Genomic DNA, 13,896 nt, shown 5'->3' with positions numbered 1-13,896 from the left:
GTGATCCTTACGCCAGGCAGCGGAACAGCAGCGCCGGATCGCGGTCGGGATCGATGCGCAATCTGATCCCGCCCCATTCGATGCGGGACTGTTCGCCGGTGAGGAGATTTTCGAGTGCGGTGACGTGGCGGCGCTCGCCGCCAACGTCGATGGTGAGGTCGCCGAGCGGCAACCAGAACTCGCGCACATGGCGCGAGAGGGCGATGACCGCGACGACGGTGTTGGCGGGATCGGCCGCCTCCTTGGCGAAGGCAATCGTCTCGCCGTCCTCGATATTGAGGAAACGCAAGTTCGCGGTCTGCTGGAGCGCTGCGTTGTCGTTGCGGATGCGGTTGAGCGCGGCGATGTAGGGCTTGATGTTGCCGGGCTTGTCCCAGTCGCGCTGCTTGATCCGGTATTTTTCGGAATCGAGATATTCTTCGCGGCCGGGCACAGCCTCGTGTTCAAGCAGCTCGAATCCACCAAAGATGCCGAAATTGCCGGACAGTGTGGCTGCCAACGCGACGCGGGATTTGAACGCCCAGGGCTCTCCACTCTGGAGATGATAGGGCAACAAATCCGGTGTGTTCACGAACAGGTTCGCCCGGTAAAAATCCCGCTCGGGATAGCCCGTCAGCTCGCCAAAATATTGCTCCAGCTCCCACTTCGTCGTGCGCCAGGGGAAATAGCTGAAGGATTGCGCGAAGCCGAGTTTTGCGAGTCCCTTCATCAGCTTCGGCCGCGCATATGTTTTGGAGAACAGGATCACCTCGGGATGCCGGCGGCGGATGTCGCCGATCAGCCAGTCCCAGAACGGCAGCGGCGCGGTGTCGTGATTGTCGATGGCGAAGATGGTCACGCCATGGTCGATCCAGAACAGCATGGCATCGCGGAACGCGTTCCACAGCCCGGCCCGATCGACCGAGGCGAAATCGGGGATGATGATGTCCGAGTAGGGGCCGTCGGCCGTCCGCACCGAGCGATCCGGCCGCCATTTGAACCATTCCGGGTGCTGCGTCAGCCAGGGATGATCCGGCGAGCATTGCACGGCAAAGTCGAGCGCGAGCTCGAGGCCGTATTCGAGACAGGTCGCGACCAGCGCGCGAAAATCCTCGATCGTGCCGAGTTCGGGATGCAGCGCATCGTGTCCACCTTCGGCGCTGCCGATCGCATAGGGCGAGCCAGGATCGGTTTCGCTTGCCACCGGTGCATTGTTGCGGCCCTTGCGGCGGGTCTTGCCGATCGGGTGGATCGGCGTGAAGTAGAGCACGTCAAAGCCCATCGCGGCGATGTCAGGCACGCGCGCAATGCAGTCGCGGAGCGTGCCGTGCTGGCCGGAGATCTGGCTCTGGCTGCGCGGCATCATCTGATACCAGGCGCCGAAGCGCGCTCTGTCACGGTCGATGACCAGCGGGAAGAGTGGCGAGCGGGTCAGGTCGGGCCGCGACTGGCTGTCGGCCATGGCTTCGCCGAGCTCGGTTGAAAGCAGCGGGGTCACATCGCCGGTCTGAAGATAATCGTCGCATTGCCTGACAATGACCTCTGCGGCGTCCTGCCGCGCGCCATGCGCCTTGGTCAGAAGGCCGGCGCCCTCGATCGCATCGAGGCTGATATCGGCACCACTGCGCTGTTTTCGCGCGACGGCGTGCGACCACGTCGCGAACTCGTCGGTCCAGGCTTCGATCGCGTAGACATATGGGCCGGGCTCATGGGGCGTGAACGCGCCGGACCAGCGGTCATTGCCGTCAGGCGTCATTGGCTCGCTCCGCCATTCCCGGTCCTGCTCGCGGCGCCAGATCAGTGCGGCACTGACCACGGCGTCGCCATCGCGGTAGATGTCGGCCCAGACCTCGACACGCTCGCCCGCGATCCGCTTCACGGCGAAGCGGCCGCCGTCGATCAAGGGATAGACGTCCTCGATGATGAAAGTGCTGCCGGCTGCGGCACTCTCGACAGTTTGAATTGTCTTGTTCACGGTGATGCCATTGACAAGAAAGCAGGAGCCCGTTTCCCTTGTCGGGAACCTACGCTTTATACCTATATAGAAAGCCGCTTGTGTGTCATTGGTTCCCCAGGGAACGGCCAGCGCGGTTGGCGAGTTGACCCTGACTAACGTCTTCCACCGCCTCGTTAAAATCGATACCCCCGGCCAGAAACTGGCTTGCAAGCTGCGTGCCGAATGGATCTTTTAGCTCAAGCCCAGATCAAGGGCGTTCAGTCCGAATTCGTAGACGCCCTCGGAAAGTTGCGGGTCACCGCGCCCGAGGCGCTCCAATCCATCCTCGACGCCCTGCCGGAGAAGCGGGTCTATCGCTTCGTCGGCGGGCCCGTCGTGGTGCGTGCCTTGCGACATGCGCGCACCGAATTGGCGGCCATCGGCGCGCCGCCGCTGAAATGGGGCATCACCGGCAACGGCAATCTGATCGCACAAGGCGAGACGCGCGAGCCCGTGATCGCCTGGCCCGCCGACCTGCCGCTCGGTTATCACCGGTTGACGCTGACCGACGCCGAAGGAGCAACGGAAGACGTGCCCATGATCGTGGCACCCGAGCGCGCCTTTGGTGGCGATTTCGACCGCGGCTGGCTGCTCGCCGTCCAGCTCTACAGCATCCGCTCGGATCGCAATTGGGGCATCGGCGATTTCACCGACCTTGCCGGCCTCGTCCGGCTCGCCAAGCAACTCGGCGCCGACGGTGTCGGGCTCAACCCGCTGCATGTCCTGTTCGACAATCACCCGGCCGATTGCAGCCCCTATTCGCCGAACAGCCGGCTGTTTCTCAATCCGCTCTATATCGACGTCGAGGCGATCCCGGAATATTCCGCCGATCTCGTGCCTGATGCCACCGCAACCGCCGCGCGGCTGCGTGACGGCGACCGCGTCCCCTATGCCGACATGGCGGCGCTGAAATGGCTGGGCCTGCGCGCGGCCTTCAACAGCTTTGTGAAGAGTGCGAGCGGTGTCCGCCGCAACCAGTTCGACGCCTTCCGGGCCGAGCGCGCGCCGTTGTTGTCCCGCTTTGCCTGCTTCGAAGTGCTGCGCCATCGCTTCACGGCGCCGTGGTGGGAATGGCCGGTGGAATGGCAGCAGCCGGATGAGGCCAAATGCGCGGAGCTGCGCAACGGCCCCGACAGACACGAGGTCGAATTCGTCGAATTCGTGCAATGGACGGCCGATAGCCAATTGCATGCGGCCAAGGAGTTGGCGGGCCAGCTCGGCATGCGTGTCGGGCTCTATCTCGACGTCGCCGTCGGCGTGCAGTCCAACGGCTTCGATGCCTGGAACGAGCAGACCGCGATCTCGCGCCATCTCGCCGTCGGCGCGCCGCCCGACGTGCTCAACACCGCAGGCCAGGACTGGGGGCTCGCCGGCTTCAACTCGGGCGGCCTCGAAGCGCAGTCTTTCGTGCCGTTTGCGGACATGCTGGCAGCCTCGATGCGCCATGCCGGCGCCATCCGGATCGATCACGTCCTCGGGCTGAAGCGGCTTTATCTCGTGCCGCGCGGCTTCAAGCCTGATAACGGCGCCTATGTGCAGATGCCGTTCGAGGCCCTGCTTGGCGCGATCGCGCGCGAGAGCGCGGCGCATAAGTGCATCGTGATCGGCGAGGACCTCGGCACCGTGCCGGAAGGTTTCCGCGAGACCATGCAGGATTTCGGCATCTGGTCCTACCTCGTCATGATGTTCGAGCGGGACGATGCCGGCCATTTCCGCAATATCGACTTCTACCGGCCGAACGCGCTGGTGACGCTGAACACGCATGATCTCTGCACCTATGCAGGCTGGCGCTCCTTCAGCGATCTCAGGATGAAGCTGTCGCTCGGGCTCGATCCCGGCGAGGACGACCAGGCCCGCTGGAATGCGCTCGGTGCGCTCGACGAGATCCTGCGCCAGAACGGCATTACCGCCAACGACCTCTATTCGGTGCTCGGCTTCCTGTCGCGCACGCCGTCGCGGCTCCTGGCGGTGTCGCTGGAGGATCTGCTCGGCGTGCTCGACCAGCCCAACATCCCCGGCACGATCGACGAACATCCGAACTGGCGCCAGCGCCTGCCTGTCACACTCGACAAGATCGCCTCGAAGATCGATCTCGCGGCTTTGAAGGCCGCGACGCGGGAACGTTCGCTGATCGGCGGGAGTTGATCGGCCGAGATTTTCCAAGGGCAGTTTCCAAGGCTCGCAAGACCAAGGCTCGCAAGACATTGTCGCAGAAGATCGAAGACTATGCGCTGATCGGCGACTGCGAGACCGCGGCGCTGGTGGGGCGCAACGGCTCGATCGACTGGCTGTGCTGGCCGGCCTTCGATTCCGATGCCTGCTTTGCCGCCATCCTCGGCACGCCCAGGAACGGCCGCTGGCTGATCACGCCAAGCGAGGACGTTACGGCCATCTCGCGCCGCTATCTCGGCGACACCCTCATCCTCGAAACGCGCTTTGAAACGAAAAGCGGCACCGTCGCGCTGATCGACTTCATGCCGCCGCGCGGCAAGGCCTCCGACATCGTGCGGCTGGTGCGCGGCGTCACGGGCACGGTGAAGATGCGGATGGAGCTTGTGCTCCGCTTCGGCTTCGGCGTCGCCATTCCCTGGGTGCGGCGGATCGACCATTCGCTGCTGGCCATCGCCGGCCAGGACATGACGGTGCTGCGAACGCCCGCCGAGACCCGTGGCGAGGACATGACCACGGTGTCCGATTTCGAGGTGAAGGCCGGCGAGACCGTGCCGTTCGTGTTGACCTACGGTCCCTCGCATCTCGATCCGCCCGCGCCGATCGACCCCGAGATCGCGCTCCAGGAGACCGAAAAATTCTGGCAGGAATGGAGCAGCCGCTCGACGCATGACGGCGAGTATCGCGATCTCATCATGCGTTCGCTGATCACGCTGAAGGCGCTGACCTTCGCTCCCACCGGCGGCATCGTCGCGGCGCCAACCACCTCGTTGCCGGAGAAGCTCGGTGGTAGCAGGAATTGGGACTACCGCTTCTGCTGGCTGCGCGATGCCACCTTCACGCTGCTGGCGCTGATGAACTCGGGCTATACCGAGGAAGCCCTGGCCTGGCACAACTGGCTGTTGCGCGCGGCGGCCGGATCGCCTGATAACATGCAGATCATGTACGGCATCTGGGGCCAGCGGCGGCTGCTGGAATGGGAGGCGGGCTGGCTCGACGGCTATGAGGGCTCGCAGCCGGTGCGCATCGGCAATGCCGCGCATGCGCAGCTCCAGCTCGACGTTTATGGCGAGCTGATCGACGCCTTCCACCAGTCGCGCATGGCCAAGCTCAAGCTCGATGATGAAACCACCTGGGCGCTGGAATGTTCGGTGCTCAATCATCTCGCCGAGGTCTGGGATCAGCCCGATCACGGCATCTGGGAGCGGCGTGGCCAGCCAAGACACTACGTCTTCTCGAAGGTGATGACCTGGGTCGCGTTCGATCGCGGCATCAAGAGCGCCGAGACGTTTGGCTTCAAGGCGCCATTGCTGCATTGGCGCGCGCTGCGCGAGGCGATTCACCGCGATGTCTGCAACAAGGGCTTTGACGCCGAGGAAAACGCCTTCGTCGAGTCCTACGGCTCGAAAATGCTTGATGCCAGCGTGCTGCTGCTGCCGGCCGTCGGCTTCCTGCCGGCGGAGGACCCGCGCATCCGCGGCACCATCGCCGCCGTCGAGAAGCACATGATGCGCGACGGTTTTGTCTTGCGGCACGATCCGCGCGAGATCTCCGACGAGAAGCAGCCGATCGAGGGTGCGTTCCTGGCCTGCTCCCTGTGGCTGGCCGACGCCCATGTGCTGGCCGGCGATCTCGACAAGGCGCAGATCCTGCTCGACCGCGTGGTCGGCATCGCCAACGACGTCGGGCTGCTGGCCGAGGAATATGATTCAGGCGCCCGGCGCCAGACCGGCAATTTCCCGCAGGCGCTGACCCACATCGCCCTGATCAACACCGCGCATAATCTGTCGGCGGCAAGGCACGAGAGCCAGAAGCCGGCGGCGCAGCGGTCGAAGTAATAAACGCCTTGGCTGCATCACCAGCGGAGGTGCGCTCCCTCTTCCGCTTGCGGGGGAGGGCTGGGGTGGGGGTCTCTCCGCTGGGCGAGAATCCCCAAGAGGAGAGAACCCTCACCCGCCGCTACGCGGCGACCTCTCCCGCAAGCGGGAGAGGTTAAGAGACCGCGGCCCGATCAACCAATTCAACAACAACAGGCTTTAACTAGCCCGCCCCATTCCACTTCAAGATCATCTCCATCGCTTCCGCAAAACCGTCCTGCTCGTTGGTCGCGGTGACGTGCGTGGCCTGGTCCTTGACGCTGTCGGTGGCGTTGCCCATGGCGATCGAGGTGCCGCTGACGCGGAACATCGCGAGGTCGTTCTGCATGTCGCCGATGGTGGCGACCGCATCGAGGGAAATGCCGAGGCGCTTGGCCATGGCCTGCACGAAGGTGCCCTTGTCGAAGCCGGGCGGGGTGATGTCGAGATAATAGGTCTGCGAGCGGACTGCGGTCGCCTCGCTGCCGAGCGCCTCCTGCATCGCCTTCTCGCAACGCTCGAGGCCGGCTGCATCGGCGCTGGCGCCGACGATCTTGCAGGCGCTGGCGAGATACGGCGAGAAATCAGTCACGATCGTGGGCTCGGAGCGGATCGTGTGCTGCTCATGCGCGACGTACTTTCCGCTTGGATTGTCGATCAGCCATTTGTCGTAAGTGAACAGCCAGATGTCGGCGCCGAATTCGCGCAGGATCTGCAAGCTGCGCTCGGCGGCGCTTGCCGGGATCAAATGCTGCTCGACCGGATTCATCTCGGGATCGACGATCGAGGAGCCGTTGAACGGGCCAACCGGCAGCCACAGCGCCAGCGGCTCGATCAGGAAGCGCATGCCGATCGCGGGGCGGCTGGAGGTGATGGTGAAGCCGATGCCGGCCTGGTGCAGCCGTTGCACCGCGCTCCTCGCGCGCTCGGTCAGCGTCTTGTCCTTGGTCAGCAGCGTGCCGTCGACGTCGGAGACGACCAGTGAGATTTTCGTCATGGCAGGACCTTAGGGTTTCTCGGTCTCAGCGTTTGTCGCCGCCCAGTTTCAATTGCCTGATGACCCCGTCGACGATCGCCTCGACCGATTCGTCGATCGAGACGGTGATGACGTGCTCGCTCGCCTCGGGCGGCTCCAGCGTCGTGAACTGGCTCGTCAGCAGCCCGGGCGGCATGAAGTGCCCCTTGCGGTGCGCGAGCCGCTCGGCGATCAGCTCCTTGGTGCCCTTCAGGAAGACGAAGCGAACGTCGTCGCGTCCGCGCAGCAACACGTCACGATAGGTGTGCTTCAGCGCCGAGCAGGCGATGATGATGTGCTCGCCCTTGTCGCAAACCGCAGCGATCTCGTCGGCGATGGCGTTGAGCCAGGGCCAGCGGTCCTCGTCGGTGAGGGGGTGGCCGGCCCGCATCTTCTCGACATTGCTGGCGGGGTGAAAGCTGTCGCCGTCCTCGAATCGCCAGCCGAGACGTTTGCCAAGCAATTCCGCAACCGTGCTCTTGCCCGAACCCGACACGCCCATCACGATCAATGCACAAGGTGCTTCAACGCCCGCCACGTATTTCCTCCGGAAGCGCGGCCTGGTCGACGAGCCAGACGGTCTCACCATTCGAGCGCGCGCGTACGGCCGGGAGAGTCTCGCCATTGAGCAGGCGCGTCAAGATCGGCTGCTTGTCATGCCCTGCAATCTCGAACAGCATTTCGCGGCAGGACGCCAGCGCGGGCAGGGTCAGCGAGACCCGCGGCACGAAAGGCGCCACATTGGCCTTGGGCACGCCCACGACCCAGCGCGCGGTCTCCTCGACAGCGGGATAGCCCGGAAAGAGCGAGGCGGTGTGGCCGTCCGGCCCTGCGCCCATCAAAACCAGGTCGAACAGCGGCCGCGACGGATCGAGGCTTTCAGAACCGTAGAAGGCTTGCAGCTCGCGCGCGTAGGCGTCGGCGCTTTGATCCGGATTTTCAGCCGTGGTCGGGATCGGGTGGATTTGGCCGGAGGGCGCATTGTGATCGAGGAAGGTCGCACGCGCGACCGCCATGTTGTTGAGGGGATCGCTGTCGGGCACGAAGCGTTCATCGCCGATGAACCAGTGCACGCGGTCCCACGGGATCTTGCCACGCCAGGTATCGCTGCCGAGCAGCTGATAGAGCTTCTTCGGGCTGGAGCCGCCGGTCAGGCAGATCGCGATCCGTCCGGGATTGGCGCCAATGCGCGCCATTACCCGGTTGGCGGCGGCCTGCGCCAGCGCCTCGGCATCGGCCTCGATGATCAGCTTCGGCTGGTCGGCCGCTTCCATCACGAAAATTTCCGCCAGCTTCGCCCGTCGCGCCGCAGCAGCTCGTCGGCGCAGGCCGGCCCGTCGCTGCCGGCTTCATAGGTCTCGATGCCGTTGGTGCCGGCATTTTTCCACGCATCGAGGAACGGCTGCACCGCCTGCCATCCGGCCTCGACGCCGTCGGCGCGCTGGAACAGGATGTTGTCGCCGATCATGCAGTCGTAGATGAGCGTCTCATAGCCGGTGGAGGGATCGGCCTGGAAATAGTCGCCGTACTTGAATTTCATCTCGACGCCGTCGATCGTGATGCTTGGCCCCGGAATCTTGGCGTTGAACTGGAGCTCGATCGTCTCGGTCGGCGCGATGCCGATGGTGAGGAAGTTCTGCGAGAGCCGGTCGACCGTCGTGCCCGAGAACATCGACAGCGGCGCCTGCTTGAACTTGATCGCGACTTCGGTGCGCTTGTGGCCCAGCGCCTTGCCGGTGCGCAGATAGAAGGGCACGCCGGCCCAGCGCCAATTGTCGATCATCAGTTTCAGCGCGACAAAGGTCTCGGTGGTGCTGCCGGGCTTGACGTCCTCGGTCTTGCGATAGTCCGTGATCTCGTCGTCGCCGATGCGGCCCGCCAGATATTGCGCACGCACCGAGCTCTTCAGCGCTTCCTCTTCGGTCGGCCGCTGGATCGAGGTCAGCACCTCCGCCTTTTCGGATCGCACCGAATGCGCGTCGAAGCGGGCCGGCGGCTCCATCGCGACCAGCGACATCAACTGGAACAGATGGTTCGGCACCATGTCGCGTAGCGCGCCGGTGGCATCATAGAAGCCGCCGCGATGACCGACGCCGAGCTTCTCTTCCACGGTGATCTGGATGTGGTCGATATGGTTACGATTCCAGATCGGCTCGAACATGCCATTGGCAAAGCGCAGCACCAAAATGTTCTGCACCGTCTCCTTGCCGAGATAGTGATCGATCCGGTAGATCTGGTGCTCGTCCATGATGTTCAGCAGCTCGGCGTTCAGCGCACGCGCAGATTCGAGGTCGGTGCCGAACGGCTTTTCGATGATGAGCCGCCGCCAGGCACCGTTCTCCTTCGTCATGCCGGTGCGGCCGAGCTCGCGCGCGGTCGGCGCGAAGGCGGCCGGCGGGGTCGCGAGATAAAACAGCCGGTTGCCGCCGGTGTCCTGCGCGCATTCGAGCGAATCCAGATGCTCGCGCAGGCGATCGAACGAGGGCGGGTCCTTCGGATCGGCCTCGACGAATGTCACGCATTCCAGCAGCTTCCGGGCGATGTCGTCGTCAATGGGCCGCGTTGCGAACTGGCGCAGGCCCTTCATCAGGCTTTCCCGCAGCTCGTCATCCGACTGGCCTTTGCGGGCCACGCCGACGACACAGAACTTCTCCGGCAGCAGGTGCTCGGCGGCCAGATTGTACAGCGACGGCATCACGAGACGGTGAGTGAGGTCACCGGTGACACCAAAAATGACGAAGGCGCAATTTTCCGGCTTGCGCTTTGCTTGCGGGTCTTTTGTCACGAAATATCGGCCTTCGCTTGTTGCGTCTTACTTGGTCTTGTTATTTGGGTTTCGAAGCGTCCGGCCGCTTCGGCTCCTTGTGGCCGCCGAACCCCGCGCGCATCGCGGAGAGAATTTTTTCGGCGAAGGTGTGTTCCCTGCGGGAACGGAAACGTGTGTAGAGCGCCGCGGTCAACACTTCGGCCGGCACGGCTTCGTCGATCGCGGCATTCACGGTCCAGCGTCCTTCGCCGGAATCCTCCACGAAGCCGGAATATTCTTCCAGCGCCGGGCTGTCGGCGAGCGCCGTCGAGGTCAGGTCGAGCAGCCAGGACGGGATCACGCTGCCGCGTCGCCACACCTCTGCAATGTCGGCGAGATCGAAATCGTAGCGATGGTCCGCCGGCAGCGCGTCGATGTTGGCATTCTTGAGAATATCAAAACCTTCGGCATAGGCCTGCATCAGGCCGTATTCGATGCCGTTGTGGATCATCTTGACGAAGTGGCCCGCGCCCACGGGACCGGCATGGATGTAGCCCTGCTCGATGCGGGGATCGCGTCCATCACGTCCGTCGGTGCGCGGAATGTCTCCGGCGCCCGGCGCGAGCGCGGCGAAGATCGGATCGAGCCGGTCGACCACCTGCTTCTCGCCGCCGATCATCATGCAATAGCCGCGGTCGAGTCCCCAGACACCGCCTGATGTGCCGACGTCGACATAGTGGATGCCGCGCGCCTTCAGCGCCTTGCCGCGGCGGACGTCGTCCTGCCAAAAAGTGTTGCCGCCATCGATGATGACGTCGCCGTCCTGCATCACGCCCGCGATCGTATCGATCGTTTGCTCGGTGATGCGGCCTGCAGGCAGCATCACCCAGGCCGTGCGCGGCCGCTCGAGTTTCGAGATGAATTCTTCGAGCGTCGCCGAGCCGACTGCGCCGTCTGCGGCAAGGCCCGCGACGGCCTTGGCGTCCTTGTCATAAACCACGGTCGTATGGCCGTGGCGCATCAGCCGGCGAACGATGTTGCCGCCCATCCGGCCGAGGCCGATCATGCCGAGTTGCATTTGAGATATCCTTAATTCAGTGCGTCGTTAAGCGCTGCGTTGAGCGCCGCAAGACCCTTCTTGAGCGGCCCCTTGAGGTGCACGCGCAGTGCGCGTCGGCCACGCTCGGTGAGCACGTCGAAGTCGCCGCGCGCCTGCGCCGCCTTGATGACGCCAAAGCTCGCCTTCTGGCCCGGCACCGGAAGATCCTTGGCGTCGTCAGCGGTGATCTGGAGGAACACGCCGCTGTCGGGTCCGCCCTTGTAGGCTTGTCCCGTGGAGTGCAGGAAGCGCGGACCGAATTCGGCGGCGGTCGCCAGATGCCGCTTCTCGAGCACGGCCGTCCGCATTTGCTGGAGCGCCTCGATCGTCGCCTTGTCGCGCGCGATGTAGCCAAGCAGGGCAAAATAGTCGCCGCGCCGCGAGCGCGTGATATGTGCCCTGAGCCAGGAGGTGAGGTCGCCATTGGCTCCCATCGTGCGCAACGCGGCGGCGTTGGTGTCGTTGGTATAGAGGTCGACCTCTGCGGTGGTGACAACGGGCTCTTCGGCCGGTAGCGCGCCGGTCTTCTCGTAGGCTGACGTCAACTCGCGGGTCTTGATCTTGGCCGCTTCCACGTCCGGCTGGTCGAACGGGTTGATGCCGAGGATCGAGCCTGCCACAGCGGTCGCCATCTCGAAGCGGAAGAACTCCTGGCCGAGATGGTCGATCGACTTCATGACGATGCGCACGACGGGATGGCCGGCCGCTTCGATCGCGGCAAGCTTGGAGTCGTGGGCGGCGTCCGCGTCGCCTTCGGTGCGGATGTCGATGAAGAAGCGGTCGTTGCCGTAAAGCGCAGGCTCGCCGAGCGGCTCGCCCGCGATCGGGATCAGGCCCTTGCCTTCCTTGCCGGTCGATTCCGCGATCAGCTGCTCGGCCCAGGCGCCGAAATCGGCGATCTTCTTCGACGACAGGATCGTCACCTTGTCGCGGCCTTCGAGCCCAGCGAGGCCCATGGCGAGGCCAAGCTGCACGCCGGGGTTCTCAGCTGGCGGCACGTCCGGCCCGCAGGAGCGGGCCATTGCCAGCGCGTGCTTGACGAAGGTCTTGATGTCGATGCCCGCGGTTGCCGCCGGCACCAGGCCGAACGGCGACAGCACCGAATAGCGTCCGCCGATCGACGGCTCGCCATGGAAGATGCGGGCGTAGTTCAGCGTCTTGGCGGCCTTCTCCAGCGACGAGCCGGGATCGGTCACCGCGATGAAGCGAAAGCCTGTCTTGGCCTTGGGGCCGAGGGCCTGCGCGACGCGGTCATGGAAATAATCCTTCATCGCGTTCGGCTCGGTGGTGCCGCCCGATTTGCTCGACACGATGAACACGGTGTTGGCGATGTCGATCTTCGCCTCCATCGCCCGCACCTGCGCCGGATCGGTTGAATCCAGCACGTGCAGCTTCGGGAAGCCCGGCTTCCGTGCAAAGGTTTCGGCCAGCACCTCCGGTCCAAGGCTCGATCCGCCCATGCCGAGCACGACAGCGTCGGAGAATTTTTGACCCTTTACGCGGTTGGCGTAATCTTCATAGTCGGCAACATCGGTCTTTGCCGCGCTGTCGAGCCAGCCGAGCCATTTGTCCTCGTCGGTGCCAGTCCAGACCGATTTGTCGCGCTGCCACAGCCTGCGGATTTTGGCGGACGCGCGCCATTCCTCGGTGCTCTTCGCGACGGCCTTGCCGAGCCCGTCGCCGAGCGAGAGAAGCTGGCGGTCGATCGCGGGTCCGAGCACGGTTGCCCGCTTGTGGGCGACGGCGCCGTAGAGCTTGTCGGCGGCATCCGCGAACTGCTTGACGCCGTCCTTGACGAGCTCCTCGGTGATCGCGTCGAGCGAGACGCCGGAGCGCTCCAGCTCTTCCAGCACGCGGATGGCGTCCTCGACGTTCTCTTCCAGGCTGTCGCGCGGCTTGCCGTGGTCGCGGAATGCATCGAGCGTTGCCGGCGGCACGGTGTTGATGGTGTCGGGGCCGATCAGCTCCTCGACATAGAGGACGTCGCGGTAATCCTTGTTCTTGGTGCCGGTCGAGGCCCACAGCATGCGCTGCGGCTTGGCGCCCTTGGCGGCGAGCTTGTCCCAGCGCGGGCCCGAGAACAGCCGCTTGTAATCCTGATAGGCGACCTTGGCGTTGGCGATCGCGACCTTGCCCTTGAGCGCAGCGAGCCGCTCCTTCTCGGACGGGTCGTTGGCGCGGGCGATCTTCTCGTCGAGCTGCTTGTCGACGACCGAGTCGATGCGGCTGACGAAGAAGCTCGCCACGCTCGCGACATGCGAGGGATCACCGCCGCCTGCGACGTATTTTTCCAGACCGGCGAGGTAGGCCTCGGCGACCTGGAGGTAGACCGCCTTGGAGAACAGCAGGGTGATGTTGATGCTGATGCCGTCGCCGATCAGCGTCTCGATCGCCGGCAGGCCTTCCGGCGTCGCAGGCACCTTCACCATCAGGTTCTTGCGGTTGACGTCCTTCCAGAGCCGCCGCGCCTCGGCGACCGTGCCGGCGGTGTCCATCGCCAGATAAGGCGAGACTTCCAGGCTGACATAACCGTCGCCGCCCTTGAGGCGGTCATAGACTGGGCGGAGCACGTCGGCGGCGTTCTGGATGTCCTCGACCGCGACGGCCTCGAACAGATCGGCCACGGTCCGGTCGTCGCGCTTGAGCGCCTTGCCGATCGGAGCGTCGTATTCATCCGAGCTGCCGATCGCCTTCTCGAAGATCGAGGGGTTAGAGGTGACGCCCTTGACGCCGTCGGTGTCGATCAACCGCTTCAAATCGCCCTTGGCGATGAAGCCACGGGCCAGGAAGTCCAGCCAGACGGCTTGTCCGTGCTTTTCCAGTTCTTTGACGGGATTCATGATGCTTATTTATCTCCAAGCCTGCGGGCGAGGGGTTTCCGCGCCGGTCCTGACGCGCTATCCTCTAGCTTACATGCTCCCGGGAGGGAACCAATCAACCGTATAGGCGTCATACTCTCAGTCTAACTCCGTCCCGATCATGTCGATCCAGGCGGGAGTGGCGGTGTTGCGTAAAATAGTCGTTGGCCGGGAGGAA

9 protein-coding genes are annotated in these 13,896 nt (G+C 64.2%); 2 read left to right on the top strand and 7 right to left on the bottom strand.

Annotated features, from left to right (window positions below):
* Positions 1–7 precede the first annotated feature (7 nt).
* Positions 8–1,954 (bottom strand): maltotransferase domain-containing protein, encoded by a 1,947-nt coding sequence (locus B5V03_RS05190; RefSeq protein ID WP_129268198.1) that lies wholly within the window; start codon positions 1,952–1,954, stop codon positions 8–10.
* A 204-nt stretch (positions 1,955–2,158) separates the two neighbouring features.
* On the opposite strand from B5V03_RS05190, the gene malQ reads away from it, so the two are divergent.
* Together malQ and B5V03_RS05180 are read left to right on the top strand one after the other, a co-directional pair.
* A complete protein-coding gene (malQ, locus tag B5V03_RS05185; protein WP_129268197.1) occupies positions 2,159–4,120 on the top strand; it encodes a 4-alpha-glucanotransferase in 1,962 nt (653 codons plus the stop codon).
* A gap of 59 nt (positions 4,121–4,179) precedes the next feature.
* A complete protein-coding gene (locus B5V03_RS05180; protein WP_129268196.1) occupies positions 4,180–5,982 on the top strand; it encodes a glycoside hydrolase family 15 protein in 1,803 nt (600 codons plus the stop codon).
* A gap of 202 nt (positions 5,983–6,184) precedes the next feature.
* Here the strand turns inward: B5V03_RS05180 and B5V03_RS05170 are convergent, their stop codons facing one another.
* Genes B5V03_RS05170 through B5V03_RS05145 form a run of 6 tightly spaced genes read right to left on the bottom strand, consistent with a single transcriptional unit; the run spans position 6,185 to position 13,700 of the window.
* Positions 6,185–6,997, bottom strand: coding sequence for an HAD family hydrolase (locus B5V03_RS05170; RefSeq protein ID WP_129268195.1), 813 nt, complete (start codon positions 6,995–6,997; stop codon positions 6,185–6,187).
* Positions 6,998–7,022: 25 nt separating this feature from the next.
* Positions 7,023–7,553, bottom strand: a complete 531-nt coding sequence (locus B5V03_RS05165; RefSeq protein WP_129268194.1) for a gluconokinase — start codon at positions 7,551–7,553, stop codon at positions 7,023–7,025.
* A complete protein-coding gene (gene pgl / locus B5V03_RS05160) occupies positions 7,540–8,289 on the bottom strand; it encodes a 6-phosphogluconolactonase (RefSeq protein WP_164987800.1) in 750 nt (249 codons plus the stop codon). The genes B5V03_RS05165 and pgl overlap by 14 nt, the downstream gene beginning before the upstream one ends.
* Entirely contained in the window at positions 8,289–9,800 is a 1,512-nt protein-coding gene (gene zwf, locus B5V03_RS05155; RefSeq protein ID WP_129268192.1) for a glucose-6-phosphate dehydrogenase, read from the bottom strand. The genes pgl and zwf overlap by 1 nt, the downstream gene beginning before the upstream one ends.
* Before the next feature lie 40 nt (positions 9,801–9,840).
* Positions 9,841–10,839, bottom strand: coding sequence for a phosphogluconate dehydrogenase (NAD(+)-dependent, decarboxylating) (gene gnd / locus B5V03_RS05150; RefSeq protein ID WP_129268191.1), 999 nt, complete (start codon positions 10,837–10,839; stop codon positions 9,841–9,843).
* 11 nt (positions 10,840–10,850) lie between these two features.
* Positions 10,851–13,700 carry a bifunctional transaldolase/phosoglucose isomerase gene (locus tag B5V03_RS05145; protein WP_129268190.1) on the bottom strand — a complete coding sequence of 950 codons (2,850 nt, stop codon included), beginning with the start codon at positions 13,698–13,700 and terminating at the stop codon, positions 10,851–10,853.
* Positions 13,701–13,896 lie beyond the last annotated feature (196 nt).

The organism is Bradyrhizobium betae (assembly GCF_004123905.1).
Lineage (GTDB): Bacteria > Pseudomonadota > Alphaproteobacteria > Rhizobiales > Xanthobacteraceae > Bradyrhizobium > Bradyrhizobium betae_A.
Note: the sequence above shows the minus strand (reverse complement) of the source record. Positions and strands in the feature narration are given on the sequence as shown.